The sequence below is a fragment of the Microbacterium ginsengisoli genome, assembly GCF_000956535.1.
GTDB lineage: Bacteria > Actinomycetota > Actinomycetes > Actinomycetales > Microbacteriaceae > Microbacterium > Microbacterium ginsengisoli.
Genome location: NZ_JYIY01000077.1, coordinates 141686 through 163325 on the forward strand (window position 1 = coordinate 141686; position 21640 = coordinate 163325).

Annotated in this window: 24 protein-coding genes and 1 tRNA gene; 9 read left to right on the forward strand and 16 right to left on the reverse strand. The window is 70.8% G+C overall.

Going from position 1 to position 21640, the window contains the following annotated elements; genetic code table 11:
* Nucleotides 1–34 precede the first annotated feature (34 nt).
* Complete coding sequence (locus RR49_RS11100; RefSeq protein ID WP_045248140.1) at nucleotides 35–1339, reverse strand: M20/M25/M40 family metallo-hydrolase; 1305 nt, start codon at nucleotides 1337–1339, stop codon at nucleotides 35–37.
* Between the two features lie 101 nt (nucleotides 1340–1440).
* Between RR49_RS11100 and RR49_RS11105 the strand changes: the two genes are divergently transcribed.
* A tRNA-Leu gene (locus RR49_RS11105) sits at nucleotides 1441–1525 on the forward strand.
* Nucleotides 1526–1693: 168 nt separating this feature from the next.
* The gene (locus RR49_RS11110) at nucleotides 1694–2467 is read left to right on the forward strand and encodes a class I SAM-dependent methyltransferase (RefSeq protein ID WP_045248141.1); all 774 of its coding nucleotides are present in this window, start codon (nucleotides 1694–1696) and stop codon (nucleotides 2465–2467) included.
* 13 nt (nucleotides 2468–2480) lie between these two features.
* Here the strand turns inward: RR49_RS11110 and RR49_RS11115 are convergent, their stop codons facing one another.
* Genes RR49_RS11115 through RR49_RS11130 form a run of 4 tightly spaced genes read right to left on the reverse strand, consistent with a single transcriptional unit; the run spans nucleotide 2481 to nucleotide 6412 of the window.
* Nucleotides 2481–2921 (reverse strand): DUF2871 domain-containing protein, encoded by a 441-nt coding sequence (locus RR49_RS11115; RefSeq protein ID WP_045248142.1) that lies wholly within the window; start codon nucleotides 2919–2921, stop codon nucleotides 2481–2483.
* Between the two features lie 54 nt (nucleotides 2922–2975).
* Nucleotides 2976–4067, reverse strand: coding sequence for a VIT1/CCC1 transporter family protein (locus RR49_RS11120; RefSeq protein ID WP_045248143.1), 1092 nt, complete (start codon nucleotides 4065–4067; stop codon nucleotides 2976–2978).
* Nucleotides 4068–4103: 36 nt separating this feature from the next.
* A complete protein-coding gene (locus RR49_RS11125; RefSeq protein ID WP_045248144.1) occupies nucleotides 4104–4565 on the reverse strand; it encodes an SRPBCC family protein in 462 nt (153 codons plus the stop codon).
* The gene (locus RR49_RS11130) at nucleotides 4562–6412 is read right to left on the reverse strand and encodes a DEAD/DEAH box helicase (protein WP_045248145.1); all 1851 of its coding nucleotides are present in this window, start codon (nucleotides 6410–6412) and stop codon (nucleotides 4562–4564) included. Before RR49_RS11130 ends, RR49_RS11125 begins: the two co-directional genes overlap by 4 nt.
* A 108-nt stretch (nucleotides 6413–6520) precedes the next feature.
* On the opposite strand from RR49_RS11130, the gene RR49_RS11135 reads away from it, so the two are divergent.
* A complete protein-coding gene (locus RR49_RS11135) occupies nucleotides 6521–7360 on the forward strand; it encodes an SGNH/GDSL hydrolase family protein (RefSeq protein WP_045248146.1) in 840 nt (279 codons plus the stop codon).
* A gap of 3 nt (nucleotides 7361–7363) precedes the next feature.
* On the opposite strand, the gene RR49_RS11140 is transcribed toward RR49_RS11135, so the two are convergent.
* Entirely contained in the window at nucleotides 7364–8185 is an 822-nt protein-coding gene (locus RR49_RS11140; protein ID WP_045248147.1) for a TrmH family RNA methyltransferase, read from the reverse strand.
* 70 nt (nucleotides 8186–8255) lie between these two features.
* Between RR49_RS11140 and RR49_RS11145 the strand changes: the two genes are divergently transcribed.
* The 3 genes from RR49_RS11145 (at nucleotide 8256) to RR49_RS11155 (ending at nucleotide 10257) form a co-directional block, all read left to right on the forward strand.
* Nucleotides 8256–9107 carry a Sir2 family NAD-dependent protein deacetylase gene (locus RR49_RS11145; RefSeq protein WP_045248148.1) on the forward strand — a complete coding sequence of 284 codons (852 nt, stop codon included), beginning with the start codon at nucleotides 8256–8258 and terminating at the stop codon, nucleotides 9105–9107.
* On the forward strand, nucleotides 9104–9709 hold the full coding sequence (locus tag RR49_RS11150; RefSeq protein WP_045248149.1) for a histidine phosphatase family protein: 606 nt from the start codon (nucleotides 9104–9106) through the stop codon (nucleotides 9707–9709). The genes RR49_RS11145 and RR49_RS11150 overlap by 4 nt, the downstream gene beginning before the upstream one ends.
* Before the next feature lie 74 nt (nucleotides 9710–9783).
* Nucleotides 9784–10257, forward strand: a complete 474-nt coding sequence (locus RR49_RS11155) for an Lrp/AsnC family transcriptional regulator (protein ID WP_045248150.1) — start codon at nucleotides 9784–9786, stop codon at nucleotides 10255–10257.
* On the opposite strand, the gene RR49_RS11160 is transcribed toward RR49_RS11155, so the two are convergent.
* Nucleotides 10229–11230, reverse strand: coding sequence for an EamA family transporter (locus RR49_RS11160; protein WP_048808949.1), 1002 nt, complete (start codon nucleotides 11228–11230; stop codon nucleotides 10229–10231). The two genes, RR49_RS11155 and RR49_RS11160, sit on opposite strands and share 29 nt — an antisense overlap.
* Before the next feature lie 73 nt (nucleotides 11231–11303).
* Between RR49_RS11160 and RR49_RS11165 the strand changes: the two genes are divergently transcribed.
* Nucleotides 11304–11861, forward strand: a complete 558-nt coding sequence (locus RR49_RS11165; RefSeq protein ID WP_045248151.1) for a CGNR zinc finger domain-containing protein — start codon at nucleotides 11304–11306, stop codon at nucleotides 11859–11861.
* Here RR49_RS11165 and RR49_RS11170 read toward each other — a convergent pair.
* Nucleotides 11824–12732, reverse strand: coding sequence for an alpha/beta fold hydrolase (locus RR49_RS11170; RefSeq protein ID WP_045248152.1), 909 nt, complete (start codon nucleotides 12730–12732; stop codon nucleotides 11824–11826). The two genes, RR49_RS11165 and RR49_RS11170, sit on opposite strands and share 38 nt — an antisense overlap.
* Before the next feature lie 80 nt (nucleotides 12733–12812).
* Here RR49_RS11170 and RR49_RS11175 point away from each other — a divergent pair, with 80 nt between their 5' ends.
* Nucleotides 12813–13538, forward strand: a complete 726-nt coding sequence (locus RR49_RS11175) for a 3'-5' exonuclease (RefSeq protein ID WP_048808950.1) — start codon at nucleotides 12813–12815, stop codon at nucleotides 13536–13538.
* Nucleotides 13539–13653: 115 nt separating this feature from the next.
* On the opposite strand, the gene RR49_RS11180 is transcribed toward RR49_RS11175, so the two are convergent.
* From RR49_RS11180 to glgA, 3 genes are all read right to left on the reverse strand, one after another.
* Nucleotides 13654–13905 carry a type B 50S ribosomal protein L31 gene (locus RR49_RS11180; protein ID WP_045248153.1) on the reverse strand — a complete coding sequence of 84 codons (252 nt, stop codon included), beginning with the start codon at nucleotides 13903–13905 and terminating at the stop codon, nucleotides 13654–13656.
* Nucleotides 13906–13981: 76 nt separating this feature from the next.
* Complete coding sequence (locus RR49_RS11185; protein ID WP_045248154.1) at nucleotides 13982–14773, reverse strand: ABC transporter ATP-binding protein; 792 nt, start codon at nucleotides 14771–14773, stop codon at nucleotides 13982–13984.
* 9 nt (nucleotides 14774–14782) lie between these two features.
* Nucleotides 14783–15991 carry a glycogen synthase gene (gene glgA / locus RR49_RS11190; protein ID WP_045248155.1) on the reverse strand — a complete coding sequence of 403 codons (1209 nt, stop codon included), beginning with the start codon at nucleotides 15989–15991 and terminating at the stop codon, nucleotides 14783–14785.
* A gap of 46 nt (nucleotides 15992–16037) precedes the next feature.
* On the opposite strand from glgA, the gene RR49_RS11195 reads away from it, so the two are divergent.
* Nucleotides 16038–17285, forward strand: coding sequence for a glucose-1-phosphate adenylyltransferase (locus tag RR49_RS11195; protein WP_045248156.1), 1248 nt, complete (start codon nucleotides 16038–16040; stop codon nucleotides 17283–17285).
* Between the two features lie 44 nt (nucleotides 17286–17329).
* On the opposite strand, the gene RR49_RS11200 is transcribed toward RR49_RS11195, so the two are convergent.
* From RR49_RS11200 to RR49_RS11220, 5 genes are read right to left on the reverse strand one after another with little or no spacing between them, the layout of a single operon-like run.
* Complete coding sequence (locus RR49_RS11200) at nucleotides 17330–17803, reverse strand: S-ribosylhomocysteine lyase (RefSeq protein WP_045248157.1); 474 nt, start codon at nucleotides 17801–17803, stop codon at nucleotides 17330–17332.
* Nucleotides 17804–17820: 17 nt separating this feature from the next.
* The gene (locus RR49_RS11205) at nucleotides 17821–18981 is read right to left on the reverse strand and encodes an aminotransferase class I/II-fold pyridoxal phosphate-dependent enzyme (RefSeq protein WP_045248158.1); all 1161 of its coding nucleotides are present in this window, start codon (nucleotides 18979–18981) and stop codon (nucleotides 17821–17823) included.
* Nucleotides 18982–18983: 2 nt separating this feature from the next.
* Nucleotides 18984–19652, reverse strand: coding sequence for a methionine ABC transporter permease (locus RR49_RS11210; protein WP_045248159.1), 669 nt, complete (start codon nucleotides 19650–19652; stop codon nucleotides 18984–18986).
* Complete coding sequence (locus tag RR49_RS11215; RefSeq protein WP_048808951.1) at nucleotides 19649–20677, reverse strand: methionine ABC transporter ATP-binding protein; 1029 nt, start codon at nucleotides 20675–20677, stop codon at nucleotides 19649–19651. Before RR49_RS11215 ends, RR49_RS11210 begins: the two co-directional genes overlap by 4 nt.
* A complete protein-coding gene (locus RR49_RS11220) occupies nucleotides 20674–21525 on the reverse strand; it encodes a MetQ/NlpA family ABC transporter substrate-binding protein (protein ID WP_048808952.1) in 852 nt (283 codons plus the stop codon). Before RR49_RS11220 ends, RR49_RS11215 begins: the two co-directional genes overlap by 4 nt.
* Nucleotides 21526–21640: the final 115 nt, after the last annotated feature.

Consider the following 21640-nt stretch of genomic DNA (forward strand, 5'->3'; position numbering starts at 1 on the left):
CCGTTGGGGGCGGGGCGGGAGGCGGCGCGATGGATCAGTAGGTGCGCAGCAGGCGGGTCAGCACATCCTGACCGAACGTCAGCGCATCAAGCGGCACGCGTTCGTCGACACCATGGAACATACCGGTGAAATCGAACCCGCTCGGCAACCTCAGCGGCGCGAAGCCGTAGCCGGCGATCCCGAGACGGGAGAGCGCCTTGTTGTCGGTGCCCGCGCCGAGCAGGTAGGGGACGACGGGAACACCCGGATCGGCATCCTGAAGGCTCGCGACCATCGCGTCGACGAGCGAGCCGGAGAAGGGGGTCTCCAGACCGATGTCGCGCACGACGATCTCGATGGCGATGTCGTCCCCGACGATCCGCTGCACCTCGGCGAGCACCTCGTCCTCGGTTCCGGGCAGCACCCGGATGTCGACGGTCGCCTCCGCACGATCGGGGATCACATTGTGCTTGTAACCGCCGGCGAGTCCCGTCGGGTTCGCCGTTGTGCGCAGGCTCGGCCGGATGAACGCTGCGGCCGGACCGAACAGGTCGGCCGCAGCATCCGGGTCGTCGACGTCTGCTCCGGTGAGGTCGGCGACCGCCGCGAGAAGCGCCGCGGTCGTCTCGGTGAGGCGCACCTCCCACGGGACGCGCCCCAGCGCCGCGACGGCCTCGGCGAGCCGGGTGACGGCGTTGTCCGGATGCCACCGGCTGCCGTGTCCGGCGGCGCCGCGCGCCACCAGCCGCACCCACAGCAGCGCCTTCTCCCCCACCTGCAGCAGGTACGCCCGGCGTCCGGCGACATCGATGGAGAAACCGCCGACCTCGCTGATCGCCTCGGTCGCACCGCTGAACCACTCGGGGCGGTCTCGCACGACGAGCGCCGAGCCCTCGACGCCACCGTTCTCCTCGTCGGCGAAGAACGTCACGATCAGGTCGCGCTCGGGCTGTTCTCCGGCGCGCAGGATGTCGGCGACGGACGTGAGGATCATGGCGTCCATGTTCTTCATGTCGACGGCACCGCGACCCCAGAGGTATCCGTCGCGAATCTCACCGGCGAACGGGTCGACGCTCCAGTCGTCGGCCATCGCCGGGACGACATCGAGGTGCCCGTGCACGACGAGGGCAGGCTTCGACCGATCACGACCCGGCACTCGCGCCGACACGTTCGTGCGGCGCGCGATCGGCTCGAAGTAGCGGGTCTCGAGTCCGAGTTCCTCGAGGTACGCGCCGACGAACTCGGCCGCCTCGCGCTCGCCTTCGCTGCGTCCGCCACCCCAGTTGGTGGTGTCGATGCGGATCAGATCGCGGGCGAGCCGGATGACCTCCGGCAGCTCCCCCGGCTCGGCTGCAGTCATGCGCCCCAGGCTACCCGCTCGGCGAGGGCCCGCCCGGTTCGTGACGCCGCGTGGAGCATGCTAGGCTCGACCCTCGGTTGCAAGACCACACATCACCCAATGCGCGGGTGGCGGAATAGGTAGACGCGCTAGCTTGAGGTGCTAGTGCCCGTATAGGGCGTGGGGGTTCAAGTCCCCCCTCGCGCACGCAGGATGCCTCGGCATCATCACGACGAAGGCCCCCGGAGACGGGGGCCTTCGTCGTTGGCGCATCCGTTGCTGCGGATCTCGCCAGGGGTCGCGCCCACGACCGCGGAGAGGCAGGATGAGCCCCATCGGGCCTGCTGCGACGGGGCCGCGACGGAGGGACGGGCGATGACGTTCGATGTGCCGGCCGAGGCTTATCAGCGGTTCATGGGACGCTATTCGGAGCCGCTCGCGCAGCGCACGCTGGACGTCGTGGGCGAGCTCGATGGTGTGCGAGCGCTCGATGTCGGTGCGGGTCCCGGGGCGATCGCTGCGGCACTCACCGCGACTCCGGGGGTCACGCCGGTGGCCGCGGTCGACCCCTCCCCGTCCTTCGTCGAGGCGCTGCGCGAACGGCTTCCCGGCTGCGATGCACGTGTCGCAGACGCCGAATCGCTCCCGTTCGACGATGACGCCTTCGATCTCGTCATCGCGCAGCTGGTGGTCAACTTCCTGCGCGACCCGCACGCCGCCATTCGGGAGATGGCACGGATCACCCGTCCGGGCGGCGTGATCGCGGCATCGGTCTGGGACTTCGACGGCGGGCGCGCGCCCCTGTCGCTGTTCTGGCACGCGGCGCGCGAGATGGACCCGACCGTCGACGACGAGACGGGCGGCGTCGGCACAGGTCGGGGCCAGATCGCCGACCTCTTCCGGTCGAACGGACTCGTCGAGGTGGTCGAGCACGAGCTCGAGGTGCACGTTCCGTACACCGGCGTCGACGACTGGTGGGGACCCTACGAACTCGGCGTCGGGCCTGCGGGCGCTTTCGTCGCGACCCTCGACGCGGCCGCCCGAGCAGAGCTGCGCGTCCGCTGCGGAGCGCTCCTGCCGGGTCCGAGCGGCGTCATCGACGCGGTGGCGTGGTGCGCTGTCGGGCGCACTCCCCGCATCGCCCGGTAGCGCGGCGCACGGGTCAGTCGGTCGTGGTGGCGGGGGCGGTCCGGCCGCGCAGGCCGTCGTTGATCGCGAACAGCAGCAGCACGAGACCGGCTCCGAGCGTGATGTGCCCGAGGCCCGCGATTCCGGCGATCGCCGCGCTCGCCGGGACGCCGAGCACCTGCATCGTGCCGTGCACGGTCATGATCGCGACAGTCAGCACGAGCCCCGCGTTGTAGACCCAGAAGAACCACGCGAAGAAGCGGCTGTGGCCGAGGCGGTACACCTTGTCGAGCACGAGCACGATGAGCATGGCGAGGAAGCCGAGGGTCAGCAGATGCGTGTGGAGCACGGCGAGCTGGGTGCCCTCCCCCGATTCGAACGGCGTTCCCTTGGTCATCTCACGGAAGTACACACCGCCTGCGAGTCCGAGCACCAGATAGACGCTCGCCGCGATGAAGACGGCGCGCTGAGACATCCGAGACATCTCTCCCCTTTCGTTACCTTCAGCATATCTGAAAGTAACGAAGGTTCAGATTCCCGCCACCCCGAACAGGAGCCCGAGGACGTACGTGACCGCGGCGGCCCCGAAGCCGATGCCCAGCTGTCGGAGACCGCGGCGCAGCGGCGGCGCTCCCGAGAGGAGACCCACCGCGGCGCCGGTGCCGAGCAGCGCCACCCCGACGAGCGCGAGCGCGACGAGCACGGCCGCGAGACCCTGCAGCCCGAACAGCCACGGCAGCACCGGGATGATCGCCCCCGACGCGAAGAACAGGAAGCTCGAGAGCGCCGCGCTGAACGCGCTGCCCACGACCTCGTGCGTGTCCGCGCCCTCGGGCGGCCGTCGGTAGGGTACCGCACGGTCCGCCGTGCGCGCCGTCTCGATCACCAGACGTGCCCGCGCGGTCGCCTCGGCGTCACCGAGTCCCCGCGCGCGGTAGATCAGGGCGAGCTCGTTCTGGTCGAGGTCGAGATCGGGCAGCACGTCGTCGCCGAAGTTGTTGGGCTCGGTGGCCTCGAGCAGCTCGCGCTGCGAGCGCACCGAGACGAACTCCCCCGCGCCCATCGACAGGGCTCCGGCGAGCAGGCCCGCGATGCCGCTGAACAGCACGATGCGCGCGTCGACGCCGGTCGCCCCGATGCCCATGACGAGCGCGAGGTTCGACACGAGACCGTCGTTCGCCCCGAACACCGCGGCACGGAAGGTTCCCGACAGCCTGCGACGTCCCGCCGCGGCGAGCCCCCGCACGACCTCGCTGTGGATCTTCTCGTCGGCGCGCATCGCCGGGGTCGCGTGGGGGTCGTCGTCGTAGGGCGAGCGCGTCTCGGCCTGCTGAGCAAGGGCGAGCACGAAGATCGACCCGAACCGTCGCGCCATCCAGCCGAGCAGCCGCGTCGATGCCGATGCGCGCGGCAGTCGCTCCGGCTCGCCGCCGAGCAGCGCCAGCCAGTGCGCCTCATGGCGTCCCTCGGCGTCGGCGAGTGCGAGCAGGATGTCCCGCTCCTCCCCCTCGCGGCGTGCGGCGAGGTGACGGTAGACGGCCGCCTCGGCCCGTTCGTTGGCAAGGTAGTGCGCCCAGCGGGCGCGGTCGCGGGCAGTCGCCGGAGCGGAATCGGATGCCACGGGCAGCTCCTCGATCAGGGGGGCGGGGCCACCAGGCTAGCCGCGCACGGCGCGCCGCATCATTCGGCGCCCCGAAGCCATGACCGCGGTGTGCGCGAGCACGAACACGGGGCGCAGGAGCCAGGCCGTGCGGTTCATCCACGCCCGTTCGGTGCGCACCACCCAGCGCACGCGCACCAGGGTGTCGGATGCCGCGGCGAACAGCGCCACCTCGCCTTCGCCCGACAGATCGCCGTCGCTGCGCGCGGCGAGCACGACTCCCGGTTCGACGCGGGTGAGCACGGCGTCGAGCACGAGGCGGTAACCGAACGGGCTGCGCACCGTCAGGCCGACGTGCGCGCCCGGTTCGAGCGCTACGGGAGGGCCTGTCACCTCGACCGCCGGCCAGGGCGACGGGGCACCGGCGGCGGGGCGCAGCATCCCCTCGATCGCGCGCCAGCAGCGGGCGGGGTCGGCGGGGATGCGCCAGACCGAGACGAAGTCGTAGCGACTGCTCACGCGTGCACCCGGCGGCGCAGCAGGTCGATGCGCGCCTGCAGCTGCGCGACGGTCGCGTGGGAGACCGCCGGCCCCCCGCACAGGCGCCGCAGTTCGGCGTGCACCATCGCGTGAGGCTCCCCGGACTGCCGCGCGTAGAGACCGACGAGACTGTTGAGCAGCTGCCGCTGCTCCTTGAGGGTGCGGTGCAGCGCCCCGGGGAGGAGCGGGTCGATCGCGGCGTCCGCGTCGGCGCTCGCCTCGCGGGCCTCCCGCGCCTTGCGGTGGCGGGTCTGCCGCGCCTGACGCTGCTGCAGCAGCTCGTGCACATGCTCGGGCTCGAGGATGCCCGGCAGCCCCAGGAACTCCTCCTCCTCGGGGGTTCCCGGCACGGCCAACTGACCGAACTCCTTGCCGTCGAAGAGCACCCGGTCGAAGTGCGCCTGGGCATCGAGGGGCAGGAACGCGAACTCCTCGGTGAGGGCGTCGGATGCCGCGTCCGGCCGCTCCGCGGCATCCATCAGCGCTTCCTCGGCGTCCCATTCGTCGCCTGTCGCCTCGCGGTCGAGCGCATGGTCGCGCTGCGCCTCGAGCTCCTGCGCGAGCGCGAGCAGCTGCGGCACGTTCGGCAGGAACACGCTCGCCGTCTCGCCGCGGCGTCGCGCCCGCACGAAGCGTCCGATCGCCTGCGCGAAGAAGAGCGGCGTCGATGCGCTCGTCGCGTAGACGCCGACGCTGAGGCGCGGCACGTCGACGCCCTCGGAGACCATGCGCACCGCGACGAGCCAGCGGGACGTGGACTGGGCGAACTGCTCGATGCGCGCGGATGCCTCGGCCTCGTCCGACAGCACGACGGTCGGCGCCTCGCCGCTGACCGCCTCGAGGATCGCCGCATACGCGCGGGCCGCGGTCTGGTCGGTCGCGATGACGAGCCCGCCCGCATCGGGCACCTGTTCGCGCACCTCGCTCAGACGGCGATCGGCGGAACGCAGCACGGCCGGGATCCACTCGCCCTCGGGGTTCAGGGCGGTGCGCCAGGCCTGCGCGGTGACATCCTTCGTGTTGTCCTGCCCGAGGTAGGCCTCCATCTCCTCGCCCGCCTTGGTGCGCCAGCGCATGTGACCGGCGTAGACGAGGAAGAGCACGGGCCGCACGACGCCGTCCTCGAGCGCGCGGCGGTAGCCGTAGGCGAAGTCGGTGCGGGAGACGCGGATGCCCTTCGCATCGGGGTGGTACTCCACGAACGGGATGGGCGCCGTGTCGCTGCGAAACGGCGTCCCCGACAGCAGGAGACGCCGCGTCGCGCGGCCGTAGGCGGTGCGCAGCGCGTCGCCCCAGCTGAGCGCGTCGCCGCCGTGGTGCACCTCGTCGAGGATGACGAGGGTGGGCGCGTCGAGGATGAGGGTCTCGTGGACGCTCGCCTTCACGGCCACCTGGGCGTACGTCACTGCGACGCCCTGGTAGTGCCGGGCGGGCCGGGCGTGTCGGTTGCTGAAGGCGGGGTCGAGGCGGATGCCGACGCGCGCGGCGGCATCCGCCCACTGGGTCTTCAGATGCTCCGTCGGTGCCACGACGACGATGCGGCGCACGACTCCGCGACGCAGGAGCTCGCTCGCGAGGCGCAGCGCGAACGTCGTCTTGCCGGCGCCGGGCGTCGCGGCGGCGAGATAGTCGCGCGGTCCCTTACCGACGCCGTCCGGCCCGTCGAGGGCGAAGTAGGCGTCGAGGGCCTCTGCCTGCCAAGCGCGCAGCCGCTGCGCGGTGCCCCAGGGGGCGCGCTGGGGGAACGAGGGCGACAGGTGCTCGGCGGCGAAGCTGCCGAACTGGTGCGCCGGAGCCTCGGGAGCGAGTCCCTCGTCCTCCGTCATCCCAGCTCCCTCCGCCGCGGGCGGGCGGCGAGGTTCCACGATAGACGACGCCACGGACGCCAGGCCCCGTCACGCCGCGGGTAGGCTTCGGCGGAGGAGGCCACCGCGATGTCATCCCCCACCCGCTCCCCCTTCGTGTCCAACGAGCAGACGCACCCGTGGCGTCGGTTCGTCGCCATCGGCGACTCGTTCACCGAGGGGATCGGCGACCCCGACCCGGCGAGCCCCGGCGGCAACCGCGGCTGGGCCGATCGCATGGCCGAGGTGCTCGCGGCATCCGTCGACGACTTCGCCTACGCCAACCTGGCCGTGCGTGGCCGGCTCATCCAGCAGATCGTCGACGAGCAGATCGAGCCCGCGCTCGCCCTCTCCCCCGACCTCATCACCTTCTGCGCCGGGGGCAACGACGTCATCCGCCCGGGCAGCGATCCCGATGAGGTCGCCACGATCTTCGAGGACGCGATCATCCGGCTGTCGTCCCAGGGCGCCACGATCGTCGTCTTCACCGGCATCGACACCAACTTCACCCCGGTGTTCCGGCCGATCCGCGGCAAGGTCGCCATCTACAACGAGAACCTGCGCGCGATCGCCGAGAAATACGACTGCATCGTCGCCGACCAGTGGGCGCTGAAGGAGATCCAGGATGCGCGCTTCTTCGACGGCGACCGGCTGCACATGAACGCGCTCGGCCACCACGAGGTGGCCCGCATGGTGCTGCGCGCGCTCAACGTGCCGAACGACCTCGAGCCGATGCAGCCCTCGCCGATCCCCTTCCGCACGTGGCGGGAGGCGCGCTCCGGCGATCTGGTGTGGGCTCGGGAGTTCCTCGTGCCGTGGGTGCTGCGGCGCCTGCGCCACCAGTCGTCGGGCGACGACGTCACCGCCAAGCGCCCGGAGCCGAGCCGCGTGCACCGCATCGAGTCGGATGCCGCGGCATCCGAGCACTGATCCCTAGCGCGGCGGATGCCGCAGGGCCCACAGGGCGACGGCCGCGGCCGACGCGACATTCAGCGAGTCGACTCCACCCGCCATCGGGATGGTGACCACCGTGTCCGCGGCGGCCAGGGCCCGACGCGAGAGGCCGTCGCCCTCCGCACCCATGACGAGAGCGACCCGCTCCGCGCGCGTTGCGGCGAACACGTCGAGGCCGACGGCGTCGTCGGCGAGAGCGAGCGCGGCGATCGTGACGCCTGCAGCGTGGAGGGAGTCCCGCGCCTCCGGCCAGGCCGGCAGGCGGGTCCACGGCACCTGGAACACCGTGCCCATGCTCACCCGCACGCTGCGCCGGTAGAGCGGGTCGGCGCACCGCTCGCTCACGAGCACCGCGTCGGCGCCGAGCCCCGCGGCGGCACGGAACGCCGCACCCACGTTCGTGTGGTCGACGAGATCCTCGAGCACGAGCACGGTGCGGGCATCGGCGAGCACGTCGGCGAGGGGGCGGTCGGGCGGGCGGTGCATCGCCGCCAGTGCACCGCGGTGCACGGCGTACCCGGTCAGCGTCTCGGCGACGTCGGGGGCGACGACGTACACGGGCACGGATGCCGCGGCCCCCGCGGCATCCAGCAGTGCCGTGATCTCGGCGACCCACTGCTGCTGCACGAGCACCGAACGCGGCTGATGCCCCGCCGCCAGAGCGCGCCCGATCACTTTGGCCGACTCGGCCATGTAGAGGCCGCCGGCCGGCTCGAGCAGCCGCCGCAGCGCCACATCGGTGAGGTCGCGATAGTCGGCGAGTCGGTCGTCGGAGGGGTCTGTCAGCTCGATCACGGGCACCGCTCCAGAATGCCGCACGTGTCACACGGAGGAAATCGGCGGGGCGTAGGCTCGACGGTGGGAGGGTGCCGTGGCGACAGCGACCGAGTCGGATCCGCAGCTGGAGGCGCGGGTGGCCGAAGCGATCGATCTGCTCGCGGGGCGCCGCGTCGCGGTGCTCACCGGCGCCGGTGTGTCGACCGACTCCGGCATCCCCGACTACCGCGGGCAGGGTGCGCCCGTGCGCCGTCCGATGACCTTCGACCAGTTCCTCGCCGACGACAGTTCGCGTCGCCGCTACTGGGTGGGGTCCCACCTCGGCTGGAAGCGCTTCGCCGCCGCCGAGCCCAACGCCGGCCATGAAGCCCTCGCGCGACTCGAGCACTCGGGCGCCGTGACCGGCGTCGTCACCCAGAACGTCGACGGGCTCCATCTGCGCGCCGGCAGCAGCCGCGTCGTCGAGCTGCACGGGACGATGCGCCGGGTGATCTGCCTGCACTGCGGTCAGGTGTTCGACCGGCGCGACCTCGCCGAGCGCATCGAGACCGACAACCCCTGGATCGTGGCCGACTCCGACCTTCCGCTCGGCCCCGACGGCGACGTGGCTCCGGCGACCGCCGACGGGTTCCGGATCCCCACCTGCAGCGTGTGCGAGGGAGCTCTCAAGCCCGACGTCGTGTTCTTCGGCGAGTACATCCCGGCGGAGCGCTTCCGCGAGGCCGAGCAGATCGTGCGCGGCAGCGACGCACTCGTCATCGCCGGCTCGTCGCTCGTCGTCAACTCCGGCATCCGCTTCCTCGACCGGGCTCGACGCCGCCGTCTGCCCATCGTGATCGTCAACCGCGGGGACACCCGCGGTGACGCCCGCGCCACCGTGAAGATCGACGCCGGCACCACCGAAGTGCTCCGCGCGTTCGCCGACGCCCTGGGAGGGCCCGAATGAGCTCCACCGCCGACCACCCGACACGCATCATCCTGGTGCGCCACGGCGAGACGGATTGGAACCGCGCGGGACGCATCCAGGGGTCGACCGACATCCCCCTGAACGACACCGGACGCGCGCAGGCGCGGGACGCCGCCGAGCGGCTCGTCGCCGAGGTGACGGATGCCGCGACCGTCGCCGTCGTCTCGAGCGATCTGTCGCGGGCGCGGGAGACCGCGACACTCATCGCCGATCGACTCGCCCTCCCGCTCGGCCCCTCCGACATCGGACTCCGTGAGCGCGGATACGGCATCGCGGAGGGACTCGACGTCACCGAGTTCCGTGCGCGCTTCGGCGACACCCACAGCGGTGAGGTTCCGGGCGCCGAGACCGTCGACGAGGTCGCCGACCGCGCGAACGACGCGCTGAGACGGCTCATCGCCGCGAGCGACTCCCCCGACGTGCTCATCGCGGTGGCGCACGGCGCGCTCATCCGCGCGGTGCTTCGCGCGGCCGCATCCGGCGTGGCGCCGACCGATGACGCGCGCGTCGGAAACGGTGAATGGCGAGAGCTCGCCCTCACGGCGGACGGACGGCTCGTCGCCGCCTCCACTCAGCACTGACGGAGGAGCATTTTTCACGCCTGAAACAATTCGAGTGCGCATATTGCCTCTGAGCGGTGCTAATGTCCCCCATTATGGCGATACTCGACGCGAGTGATCTCGCTCTTCTCCAGGCATTGTCTGCCGACCCCCGTCGGGCGGTGACGTCGCTCGCCGACGACCTCGGCATGTCCCGCAACACCGTGCAGGCGCGGATGTCGCGGCTCGAGCGCGCCGGTGCGCTCTTGAGCTACGAGCGCGCGATCTCCACCACGGCGCTCGGCTATCCGATCGATGCGTTCGTCTCGGTGCGCCTGCGACAGCCCGAGATCCCCCGCATCCGCGACGAGATCGCCCTCATCCCCGAGGTGGTGCAGGCCAACGGCCTCGCCGGCTCGATGGACCTCCTCGTGCGCGTGGCCTGTCGCGACACCCCGCATCTGTTCACCACCGACCGTCGCATCCTCGCCATCGACGGCGTCGAGCGCACCGAGACGTCGCTCGTGATGGACGAGCTCATCCCCTACCGGGTCGCGCCCCTCATCGACCTCGCGCGCTCGGAGCGCTGACCTGAGCGGGCCGCGCGTCGAGCCGAACCAGCACGACGCCGGTGAGCAGCACCGCCGCCCCCACGTACTGCACCGGGCCCGGCAGCTCGCCGAGGAGCAGCGCTGCGAACAGCAGCGCGAACAGCACCTCCGACAGCCCCACGAACGACGCGACCCGCGAGCCGATGCGCGGCACCGCGGCGATGCCGAGGCCATAGCCGAGGGATGTCGCGACGAGCCCCACCCAGGCGAGTGGTACGAACCACGGCACCGCGACGCCGGCGAAGGTGACGTCGACGAACGCGGCGTGCAGGGGCAGGAGGCCGGTCACGCCCACGAGCGCCATGACCGCGGCGCCGACGAGCAGCCCGCCGGATGCGAGTGCGAGGGCGGGCAGACGGTCCCCCGCGCGCTCCGCGATGACGAAGTAGGCGGCGACGCACACCGCGGCACCGAGCGCGAAGACGGTGCCGAGCACGTCGAATCGCGCGCCGGTCACGTCGACGACGAGCACCAGCCCCGCGATCGCGAGCACGGACCCGGTGAGGACGAGCCTCGACGGACTGCGTCGGGTGCGCACCCAGGCCACGGCGACGAGCAGCACGGGCGCGAGGTACTGGATCAGCAGGGCCATCGCGACCGGCATTCGCTGCATCGCCGAGAAATAGAGGATCTGGCAGCCGGCGACCCCGGTGGCCCCGAACGCGAGGATCGTCATCGCGTGGCGGCGCAGGAACCCGGGTTCGAGGCGGATCGCGCGCACGAGCGCCGGCGAGAGCACGAGCCCCGCGAGCGTCATGCGCACCAGCAGCACGGCGCTCACCGACCAGCCGGCCTCGAGCAGCGGCTTCATGAGCGGGCCGCTCGACGAGAACGCGAACGCCGAGCCGACCGCGAACACGAGCCCGGACGGCGCGAAGCGCGGCGTGTCGCGCAGCGGCATCGTCGCGAGGGTCGGGACGATCAGCGGGACGGGTGCGGTGGGAGCGGACATGCGGCGCCGATCTGTCAGGACCGTTCAGTGATTACACTCATGACCGTAAGGGATCGGGGCGTCAGGAGTCAACATGCTTTTCATTCATGACACGGCGGAGTCCCTGCGCATGGCCGCCGACCTGGTCAACACCCTGCCGATCACCGCCGCCTCCGACGTCGATCGCCTCCTCACAGACGACGACATGGAGGAGTTCCTCGCCGCGCATCCGTACAGCGGAGCGATCGCCCGGGACGACCGCGAGCGGGCGGCGGTGCGCGGCATCCGGGACCGCCTGCACGCCCTCTGGCACAGCGACCGCGCTGACGCGGTTCCCCTCGTCAACGCGATGCTCGCCGACGGCAGCGCCCTCCCCCGGCTCGTCATCCACGAGCCGTACGACTGGCACATCCACGCGACGGACGACGACGCGCCGCTGGCCGTGCGCATGATGGTCGAGTCGGCGATGGCGTTCGTCGACGTGATCCGCCAGGACGCCTACGACCGCGTGCGCGTATGCTCGGCCGACGACTGCCAGGGCGTCTACGTCGACTTCAGCCGCAACGGGTCGAAGCGCTACTGCGACTCGGGCAACTGCGGGAACCGTATGAACGTCAACGCGTATCGGCGCCGGCTCGCAGAAAACGACTGATGGCGGATGCCGCGGGCTCCGGCGTCTCGTAGTGGATGAGGTGCCCCACCCCGGGGATCTCGACCAACTCGACGTCGTCGAACAGCGTCGCGAGCGTGCGCTCGGCCTCGATCGGGGTGATGTCGTCGAGCTGCGCGGCCACCAGCAGCGTCGGCACGGCGATACGCGGCGCGAACGCCCGCACGTCGTGCGAGACGGAGGTCAGGAACGCGTCGCTGAGCACGTCGCGATCGGCGAACCGGGAGAAGTACGCGTCGTGCTGGGCGTGCACGAAGCGCCGCAGCTCGGGATCGCGGGTCTTCACCATCGCGATGCTCATGGCGCGCACGATCGCTCGGTTGCGCAGCAGGCCCTCGCCGAGCGGGGCGGGCAGGGCCGCCCCGGCGCGGTAGTAGAAGACCGCGAGCCGGGTGAGGATGCCGCGGGGTCCCTCGAGCGCCGGTGCACCGATCGGGTTCACGAGCACGAGGCGCGGGGTCTCGAGCCCGCGCGCCACGGCCGCCGCCGAGACGATCGAGCCGAACGAGTGGCCGAGCACGACGGCGCCGGGCGCGACGGCGGCGACGAACTCGGTCAGCCACTGCGCGTAGGCGTCGAGGTCGTGGGTGCGACCGGGGAGCGGCGGCGTCTCGCCGAAGCCCGGGAGATCCGGAGAGATGACACGCACACCGTCGAGATGCGCGACGACGGGGTCGAGCCCGTGGTGCTCGCCGCGGAAGCCGTGCACGGCGACGACAGTCGCCCACGGCTCGACGCCCGCCGGAGGATCGTAGGTCCAGTAGCGGGTCATGCCGCCGAGGACCTCGACCTCGTGGCCCTCGACCCGCCGGTCGGCGAGCCGTGCGGCATAGGGCCCGGCGTCGACGATCATCCCCCGAGTCTACGGCGCCGCTCCGTGCCGCCCGGGCGCGCCTGCATCGGGATGTCGCACCTCCCCTCTAGCGTCGAGTCATGGCCGCGCACGACATGCTCCCGGGCTTCGACACCATCGACTGGGCGGCGCGCGTCGGCGTGTTCGACCTCGAGACGACCGGGGTCGACGTCACGACCGACCGCATCGTGACCGCCTATGTGGGCGTGCTCGACGCCGACGGAACGGTCCTCTCCTCAGCCTCCTGGCTCGCCGATCCGGGCATCGAGATCCCCGCGGGGGCGACAGCTGTGCACGGTGTCACGACCGAGCGCGCCCGCCGCGACGGGCGACCCGCCGCGGCAGTCGTGACCGAGATCGTCGCCGAACTGCGCGCGCTGTTCGACGCGGGAGTGCCGGTGGTCGCCTACAACGCCGCCTACGACTTCTCGCTCCTCGCGCACGAGGCGGCGCGGCACGGTGTCCCGCCGATCGCTGACCCCACGCCGGTGATCGACCCGCTCGTGCTCGACAAGAACGTCGATCGGTACCGCAAGGGAAAGCGCACCCTCGACGTGGTGGCCGCGCACTATGGCGTCGCGCTCACGGGCGCCCACGAGGCATCCGCCGACGCCGTCGCCGCCGGCCGCGTAGCCCTCGCCCTGCTCGACCGCTACGCGGATGAACTGCCGTCGACCCCGGCGGCCCTGCACACCGCGCAGGTGGCGTGGGCACGGTCGCAGGCGGAGAGCCTCACCGAGTATTTCGTGCGCATCGGCCGCCTCGACCCCGATGACGCCCTCGACGGCGCGTGGCCGGTGCGCTGAGCGGCACGCCTCGGCAGACGTCGCCCTCGACGTGCGGTCGCCACGATCATCGACCGCCGACAACGACGAAGGCCCCGACCTGCCGAAGCAGGCGGGGCCTTCGCGGTGCGGCGACTCAGCGAGCGCCGAAGTTCTTGAAGCGCTGGTTGAACTTCTCGACGCGACCGGCCGAGTCGAGGATGCGCTGCTTGCCCGTGTAGAACGGGTGCGACGCCGACGAGATCTCGACGTCGATGACCGGGTACTCGACGCCGTCGAGCTCGATGGTCTTGTCGCTCGACGCGGTCGAGCGGGTGAGGAAGGTCTCGCCCGAGCCGAGGTCGCGGAAGACGACGAGGTCGTAGGCGGGGTGGATGTCAGTCTTCATCGGATTCCTTGCGAGAGACGGAGGAAAGTCTGCGGTGCCGAACGCACCAAGGGGAGAGTCTATCAGGTCGGGCGGCTCAGCGGGAACGCACGGCGCGGGCGGCGAAGCGCCCCTCGTGCTCGTCGAGTTCGACGTCGACGCCGAAGGTCGCGCTCAGGTTCGCCGCGGTGAGCGTGTCGGCGAGCGGACCCGCCGCCACCGCCTGCGCCTCGCGCATGAGCAGCACGTGGGTGAATCCGATCGGGATCTCCTCGACGTGGTGGGTCACCATGATCATCGCGGGCGTGCTCGGCGCCTGGGCGTAGCCGCCGAGGAGCGAGACGAGCTCCTCGCGGGAGCCGAGATCGAGGCTCGCGGTCGGCTCGTCGAGCATGAGCAGCTCCGGGTCGGTCATCACGGCTCGCGCGATCTGCACCCGCTTCTGTTCGCCGTCGGACAGTGTGCCGAACGAGCGGTCGGCAAGGTGGTCGAGCTTCCACTCGGCGAGCACACGCAGCGCACGGCGCTCGTCGATCGCCTCGTACTGCTCCCGCCAGCGTCCGAGCACCGAGTAGGCGGCGGTGAGCACGACGTCGAGCACGCTCTCGTCCGGCGGGATGCGGCGGCTCAGCGCGGTCGACGCGAAGCCGATGCGCGGACGGAGGTCGAAGACATCCGTGCGTCCCAGCCGCTCCCCCAGGATCGAGACCGTTCCCGAGGTCGGGTAGAGCAGCGCCGCCGCCAGCTGCAGCACCGTGGTCTTGCCGGCGCCGTTCGGACCCAGCACGACCCAGCGCTCGTCGCCGGCCACAGACCAGGTCAGGTGTTCGACGATGTCCTTCGCGTTGCGACGAACGACGACATCGGCGAATTCGAGCACCTGCGGCATGACTCCAGCCTATCCGGCGCGGCCGATGACCTCCGTGTAGAGCGCGGCGGTTTGCTCGGCGATGCGCGTCCAGCTGAAGGCCTCGACGGCGCGTTCGCGGCCGGCGCGGCCGTAGGCGGCCGCTGCGGCCGGGTCGCTCACGACCTCGATGAGGGTGCGCGCCAGGTCGTGCACGTACCGGTCGGGGTCGACGGGAGTGCCGGTGCCGTCCTGCACCTGCTCGATCGGCACGAGCCGCCCGGTCACGCCGTCGACGACGACCTCGGGGATGCCGCCGGTCGCCGTACCGACGACGGCGGCACCGCACGCCATCGCCTCGAGGTTGACGATGCCCAGCGGCTCGTAGATCGACGGGCACACGAACGTCGTCGCCGCGCTCAGGATGGCCGACAGCTCGGGCCGGGGAAGCAGCTGGTCGATCCACACGACGCCGTCACGGGTGGCCTGCAGCTCCTGCACGAGCCCTTCGACCTCGGCAAGGATCTGCGGGGTGTCAGGCGCTCCCGCACAGAGCACCAGCTGCACCTCGGGCGGCAGCTGCCGCGCGGCCCGCAGCAGATACGGCAGACCCTTCTGGCGGGTGATGCGTCCGACGAAGACCACCGAGGGCCGCGCGGGATCGATGCCGAATCGGGCGAGCACCTCCGGGTTGTCGGTCGGATGCCACGCCTCGGCGTCGATGCCGTTGTAGATGACCCGCACCTTGCCGGGGTGGAGGGCGGGGTATGAGCGGAGGATGTCGCGCCGCATCCCGTCGCTCACGGCGACGATGGCGGCCGCCTGCTCGTAGGCGGTCTTCTCGATGTAGCTGGAGAGGGCGTACCCACCCCCGAGCTGCTCGGCCTTCCACGGTCGCAGCGGCTCCAGGCTGTGGGCGGTGACGACATGCGGGATGCCGTGCAGCAGCGACGCGAGGAAGCCCGCGTAGTTCGCATACCAGGTGTGCGAGTGCACGACGTCGGCGCCCGCGACATCCGAGACGATCTCGAGGTCGACCCCGAGGGTCTGCAGCGCCCCGTTCGCTCCGGCCAGGCCCGGCGGCGTCGCGTACGAGGTCGTCCCGACCTCGTCGCGCGCCGCGCCGAACGCGTGCACCTGCACGTCGACGTCTCGCTCACCGGCGAGGGCGCGCAGCGCCCGCACGATCTCGGCGACGTGCACTCCGGCTCCCCCGTAGATCTCCGGCGGATACTCCTTCGTGACGATGTCGACGCGCATGTCAAGGACGCTAGTACACGGGTGGAAGCCCGCCTAGTGTGGAGCCATGGCAGGGACGCACAAGAAGGTCTTCGGCATCATCCTCGCGGGCGGGGAGGGCAAGCGGCTCATGCCGCTCACGGTCGACAGAGCGAAGCCGGCCGTCCCGTTCGGCGGACAGTACCGCCTGATCGACTTCGCCATCTCGAACCTCATCAACTCGGGCCTGCGCCAGCTCGTCGTGCTGACCCAGTACAAGTCACACAGCCTCGACCGTCACATCTCGCAGACGTGGCGGATGTCGGCGCTGCTGGACTCCTACGTCACGTCGGTGCCCGCGCAGCAGCGGCTCGGCAAGCGGTGGTTCTCGGGGTCGGCCGACGCGATCCTGCAGAGCCTGAACCTCATCCACGACGAAGCCCCTGACATCGTCGTCGTCGTCGGCGCAGACCACGTCTACCGCATGGACTTCCGCCAGATGCTCGAGGCCCACATCGCCTCCGGCGCGCGGGCGACGGTCGCGGGCATCCGGCAGCCGATCGGGCTCGCCGACCAGTTCGGGGTCATCGACGTCGAACCGACCGACCCGACGCGCATCCGCGAGTTCCTCGAGAAGCCGCAGAATCCCACGGGGCTCGCCGACGCACCCCACGAGGTGCTCGCGTCGATGGGCAACTACATCTTCGACACCGATGCGCTCATCGAGGCGGTCACGTCCGACGGCGAGCTGCCGACGTCGAACCACGACATGGGCGGCGACATCATCCCCTATTTCGTCTCACGCGGCGAGGCGGGCGTGTACGACTTCAAGGACAACGAGGTGCCGGGCTCCACCGCCCGCGACCGTGCCTACTGGCGCGACGTCGGCACGATCGATTCGTTCTTCGACGCGCACCGCGACCTGATCTCGACCCTGCCGGTGTTCAACCTCTACAACACCGACTGGCCGATCCACTCGCAGATGCTCAACTCGCCGCCGGCGAAGTTCGTGCGCGACGCCGTCGGGCGCATCGGCAACACGATCGACTCGATCGTCTCTCTCGGCTCGGTGCTCTCGGGCACCCATCTCGAGCGCAGCGTCGTCGGCCCGTGGACGCTCTCGGGAGGCGGTGCGACGATCACCGACGCCGTGCTGTTCGACCGCGTGCGCATCGGCGCGGGCGCCCGCATCCACCGGGCGATCCTCGACAAGAACGTCGTGCTCGCCGACGGCGCGACAGTCGGCGTCGACCGCGAACTCGACCTGTCACGCGGCTTCACCGTCACGGACTCGGGCATCACCGTGGTCGGCAAGGGCGTACGCATCGACAGCTGAGCCGCGGCATCCGCTCGGTCAGGACTGCGGATGCCGCGACCGGGTCAGACGCCGACGCGGGCGAACGCGTCGAGGCTGATGCCCTGAGCGAGGATGTCGCGGGCCCACGCGCGAGCGCCGTGGAGGCTGTGGTCGCGATAGTTGCCGCAGCTGAACGCGTCGACGCCGGGCACGTCCTCCCACTGCACGTCCTCGGCGATCGCCCGCAGGCTCTCGCGGATCGCGGGGACGACGTCGGCGACGGCGGGCTCGCCCCACACGATCAGGTGGAATCCGGTGCGGCAGCCGAACGGTGAGATGTCGATGACGCCGTCGAGGTGGTCGCGCAGCAGGCTCGCGATCGTGTGCTCGATCGTGTGCAGCGCGGCCGTCGGGATCTCACCCTCGTTGGGCTGCACGAAGCGCACGTCGAAGTTGGAGATCGCGTCGCCACGCGGTCCGCGCTCGACGGAGATGAGGCGCACGTACGGTGCGATGACGGCGGTGTGGTCGAGCGTGAAGCTCTCGACGTCGGCCATGGGGTCCTCCCGGTGGGTCAGGTCAGGGCGGCGCCCATTCGGGCGACCGCCTTTTCGAGTATGTCAATCGGATGCACGAGGCTGAGCCGGATGCGGCCCGCCCCACGGGGCCCGAACCCCGCCCCCGGGGCGACCGCCACGCCGTGCTCCGCGAGAAGCCGCGCGGCGAACGCGGCGTCGTCGGTGCCGTCGGGCAGATCGATCCAGACGAAGAAGGATCCGCCCGGGCGATGCACGGCGTAGCCGGCGTCCCGGAGTCCCGCGACGGCCGCATCGCGGCGTGCCCGGTAGGTGCCGACGATCTCCTCGGCGGCGGACTGATCGCCCGCGAGCGCGACCGCCGCCGCCTCCTGCGTGGCGCCGAAGATCGTGCTGAAGGCGTGGGACTGGTAGGCCCGCATCGCCGCGATCGCCGACGCGTTGCCGACGGCGAAACCGAAGCGCCAGCCGGCCATGTTGTAGGTCTTCGAGAGCGTGGCGAGCTCGACGGTGCGCTCGGCCCCGGGATCGGAGGCGAGCGCCGAAAGCGGGGCGCCGCCATCGAAGCCGAGGGACGCATAGGCGAAGTCGTGGACGAACAGGGCGTCCAGTCGCCGCGCCACCGACACGGCCCGCTCGAATGTCGCGCCGGTCGCGACCGCGCCCGTCGGGTTGTTCGGGTAGTTCAGCACCAGGACGCGGGCGGACTCGAGACCGTCGATCGCCTCCCACTCGGGCTGACCGTCGGTCTCCGAGAGGGGCAGCGACACCTCCCGTGCGCCGGCGAAGAGCGCCGCCGAGTGGTACATCGGATATGCCGGATCGGGCAGGACGACTGTCTCCCCCGGGTCGGCGAATGCCAGGATGCCGGCCATGAGCGCCTCGTGGGAGCCGTGGAACACCGCGATCTGCGTCGTGGTGTCGAGCTCGACGCCGTGGTCGATGCGGTAGCGCTCGGCGATGGCCGCGAGCACCGAGGGACGCGGGCGGAACGACGGATACGCGTGGTTCTCGGGCCGCGCGACCTCACGCTGCATCGCCTCGACGATCGCGGGAGGCGTCGGCAGATCGGGATTGCCCTTCGACAGGTCGATGACGTCGACGCCGCTCGCGCGGGCGTGCGCGATCTGCGCGTCGAGCCCTGCGAAGAAGCTCTGGGGCAGACGGCCGACCCGGCCGGCTCGTCGGAAGTCGGCCATCGTCACTCCCGTCGGGCGCGTCGGGCAAGCCGTGTGCCGATGAGCTGGATGACCTGGACGATCACGATCAGCGTCACCACCGTCACCAGCATGGCGATGCCGTCGAAGCGCTGATAGCCGTACGAGATCGCGAGGTCGCCGATACCGCCCGCACCCACCGTGCCGGCCATGGCGGAGGCATCCAGGAGTCCGATCGAGGCGGTCGTCAGCGCGAGGATCAGGGATCCGCGCGCCTCGGGCAGCAGGAACCGCACGAAGATCTGCCACGGGGTCGCCCCCATCGCCCGCGCCGCTTCGACGATTCCGGGCGGAACGTCGAGCAACGAGTTCTCGACGAGCCGGGCGATGTAGGGCGCCACCATGATCGTCAACGGCACGATCGCGGCGTTCGCGCCGATCGTCGTGCCGACGAGCAGCCGGGTGAACGGGATGATCGCGACGAGCAGGATGATGAACGGCAGCGATCGCACGATGTTCACGATTGTGGAGAGCACGACGAACACCGCGCGCTGAGGCAGGATGCCGCGGGGCCGGGTCGCGACCAGAAGCACGCCGATCGCGAGTCCGAGGATCGCACCGAAGAAGAGCGAGACACCCACCATGTAGAAGGTGGCGCCGAGCTCCTGGAGGAACTGCTCCGGCGTGATGAGGGTCAGAGCGTCCGGTCTCATGCGGCGACCTCCTCGATCGCGGTGACCTGGTCGCCGAGCGCGGCGCGGGCGGCGGCGACGGCCGCAGCGTCCCCGTCGATCTGCACCACCATCTGCCCGACAGTGTGACCCTGGATGTCGGTCATGTCTGCGTGCAGGATGTTCACCTGCACACCGAATCGGTGGATCAGCCCCGATACGAGCGGCGAGGTGACCTGCTCGTCGATGAGCAGCAGGTGCAGCAGGGCGGCGCCGCCGAGGCGCTCGCGCACGCGCGACGGGATCTCGTGCGGGATCACCGTGCCGACGAACGTGCGGGCGGTCTCCGTGCGCGGGCGCACGAACACGTCGAGCACCGAGCCCTGCTCGATGATGCGGCCGGACTCCATCACGGCGACCTCATGGCACAGGTCCTTGATCACGTCCATCTCGTGCGTGACGACGAGCACGGTCGTGCCGTACTCCTCGTTGATGCGCGCGATGAGCTGCAGCACCTGCGCGGTCGTCGTGGGATCGAGCGCACTCGTCGCCTCATCGCACAGCAGAACCCGGGGGTTGCGGACGATCGCCCGGGCGATGCCGACACGCTGGCGCTGCCCGCCGGACAGCTCGCGCGGGCGACGGTCGGCCATGGACCCGAGTCCCACGAATTCGAGCGCGTCGGCCGCGCGGCGGCGCGCCTCGGCGGCACGCACACCGTCGAGGCGCAGCGGCATCGCCACGTTGTCGCGCACGGAGACGGTTTCGAGCAGATTGAACTGCTGGAACACCATCCCGGTGCGCTTCTGAGCGGCGCGCAGCTCATCGCCGGAGAGCCAATGGAGGTCGACGCCGTCGACTTCCACCGTTCCGGTCGTCGGCCGATCCAGCGCGTTCACCATTCGGATGAGCGTGCTCTTGCCGGCACCGCTGTGACCGATGACGCCGAAGATCGATCCGTGCGGGACGGCGAGATCCACCCCGTCGAGCGCAACCGTGCCACCCCGGTGCACGCGGCGGACGCCGGTGAACCGGACCGCCGCCCCGCCGTCGCCGGAGCCGGTCACTTCTGCTGCAGCGCGGCGGGCAGGTGGTAGCCGTCGTACTCGGAGTGGGAAGAGATGTAGCTGGCGAACTCCGGCGACGCGTACGCGGCGGCGATCGCCTTCGCCCAGGGGGTGTCGAGGTTCTTCTCATCGACAGCGACGACCACGGAGAACTTGTCGGCCAGGTTCTCGAGCGCGAGCGCGGCGGTCAGGCTGAGCCCGCCCGAGACGACGAAGTTGCCCTGGATGACCGAGTACGCGACATCCTGCAGCGACGGCACCTGCTGCGCGTTCTCGAGTGCCACGATCTGGATCCCGTGGGGGTTCGTGGCGATGTCGGCCGGAGAGGTGGTCGCGGGCTGGGTGTCAGGCTTGAGGGTGATCCAGCCGACCTGCTCGAGCACCTTGAAGGCTCGGTACATGTTGGACGGCGCGTTCGGGACAGCCACGGTGTCGCCGTCCGCGACGGCGTCGAGGGAGCTCTTCTTGCCGCCGAACAGTGCCATCGGGGGCGTCGGCACCTGCACGAGCGCGGCGTTGTGGATGTTCTCCTGCTGATTGATCGCGTCCATGTAGACCGGGTGCTGCATGATGTTCGCGTCGATCTCGCCGTTGGCGACCGCCACGTTCACGACGATGCCGTCGGTGAAGGAGACGGACTCGGCCTGGAAGCCCTCCTTCGCCAGGATCGGGGCGATGCCGCCTTCGAACATGTCCTGGTAGGGGCCGGGGTTGAATCCGATCTTGATCGATGTCTTCGCGCTCGCGTCGGCGCTCGGCGCGCCCTGGGCGAGGCCGCACGCGCTCAGGGTGGCGGCGAGGATGACGGACAGTGCGGCCGTGACGACGGCGCGACGGGACGATCTCATGCGAGAGGCTCCTCGATGGGCTTTCAGCGGGGGTACAGGCGAGCCATGGAACACACTCAGCAACCACGACCGTATGCGGGCGTGTGACGAGGTGAGACATCGTGTTACGCCATGA

Bases quoted from the DNA above. Each gene is read 5' to 3' on its own strand.
- RR49_RS11100 (WP_045248140.1), bottom strand. From the start codon at position 1,339: ATGACTGCAGCCGAGCCGGGGGAGCTGCCGGAGGTCATCCGGCTCGCC.
- RR49_RS11110 (WP_045248141.1), top strand. From the start codon at position 1,694: ATGACGTTCGATGTGCCGGCCGAGGCTTATCAGCGGTTCATGGGACGC.
- RR49_RS11115 (WP_045248142.1), bottom strand. From the start codon at position 2,921: ATGTCTCAGCGCGCCGTCTTCATCGCGGCGAGCGTCTATCTGGTGCTC.
- RR49_RS11130 (WP_045248145.1), bottom strand. From the start codon at position 6,412: ATGACGGAGGACGAGGGACTCGCTCCCGAGGCTCCGGCGCACCAGTTC.
- RR49_RS11135 (WP_045248146.1), top strand. From the start codon at position 6,521: ATGTCATCCCCCACCCGCTCCCCCTTCGTGTCCAACGAGCAGACGCAC.
- RR49_RS11150 (WP_045248149.1), top strand. From the start codon at position 9,104: ATGAGCTCCACCGCCGACCACCCGACACGCATCATCCTGGTGCGCCAC.
- RR49_RS11155 (WP_045248150.1), top strand. From the start codon at position 9,784: ATGGCGATACTCGACGCGAGTGATCTCGCTCTTCTCCAGGCATTGTCT.
- RR49_RS11160 (WP_048808949.1), bottom strand. From the start codon at position 11,230: ATGTCCGCTCCCACCGCACCCGTCCCGCTGATCGTCCCGACCCTCGCG.
- RR49_RS11165 (WP_045248151.1), top strand. From the start codon at position 11,304: ATGCTTTTCATTCATGACACGGCGGAGTCCCTGCGCATGGCCGCCGAC.
- RR49_RS11170 (WP_045248152.1), bottom strand. From the start codon at position 12,732: ATGATCGTCGACGCCGGGCCCTATGCCGCACGGCTCGCCGACCGGCGG.
- RR49_RS11175 (WP_048808950.1), top strand. From the start codon at position 12,813: ATGGCCGCGCACGACATGCTCCCGGGCTTCGACACCATCGACTGGGCG.
- RR49_RS11180 (WP_045248153.1), bottom strand. From the start codon at position 13,905: ATGAAGACTGACATCCACCCCGCCTACGACCTCGTCGTCTTCCGCGAC.
- RR49_RS11185 (WP_045248154.1), bottom strand. From the start codon at position 14,773: ATGCCGCAGGTGCTCGAATTCGCCGATGTCGTCGTTCGTCGCAACGCG.
- glgA (WP_045248155.1), bottom strand. From the start codon at position 15,991: ATGCGCGTCGACATCGTCACGAAGGAGTATCCGCCGGAGATCTACGGG.
- RR49_RS11195 (WP_045248156.1), top strand. From the start codon at position 16,038: ATGGCAGGGACGCACAAGAAGGTCTTCGGCATCATCCTCGCGGGCGGG.
- RR49_RS11200 (WP_045248157.1), bottom strand. From the start codon at position 17,803: ATGGCCGACGTCGAGAGCTTCACGCTCGACCACACCGCCGTCATCGCA.
- RR49_RS11205 (WP_045248158.1), bottom strand. From the start codon at position 18,981: ATGGCCGACTTCCGACGAGCCGGCCGGGTCGGCCGTCTGCCCCAGAGC.
- RR49_RS11210 (WP_045248159.1), bottom strand. From the start codon at position 19,652: ATGAGACCGGACGCTCTGACCCTCATCACGCCGGAGCAGTTCCTCCAG.
- RR49_RS11220 (WP_048808952.1), bottom strand. From the start codon at position 21,525: ATGAGATCGTCCCGTCGCGCCGTCGTCACGGCCGCACTGTCCGTCATC.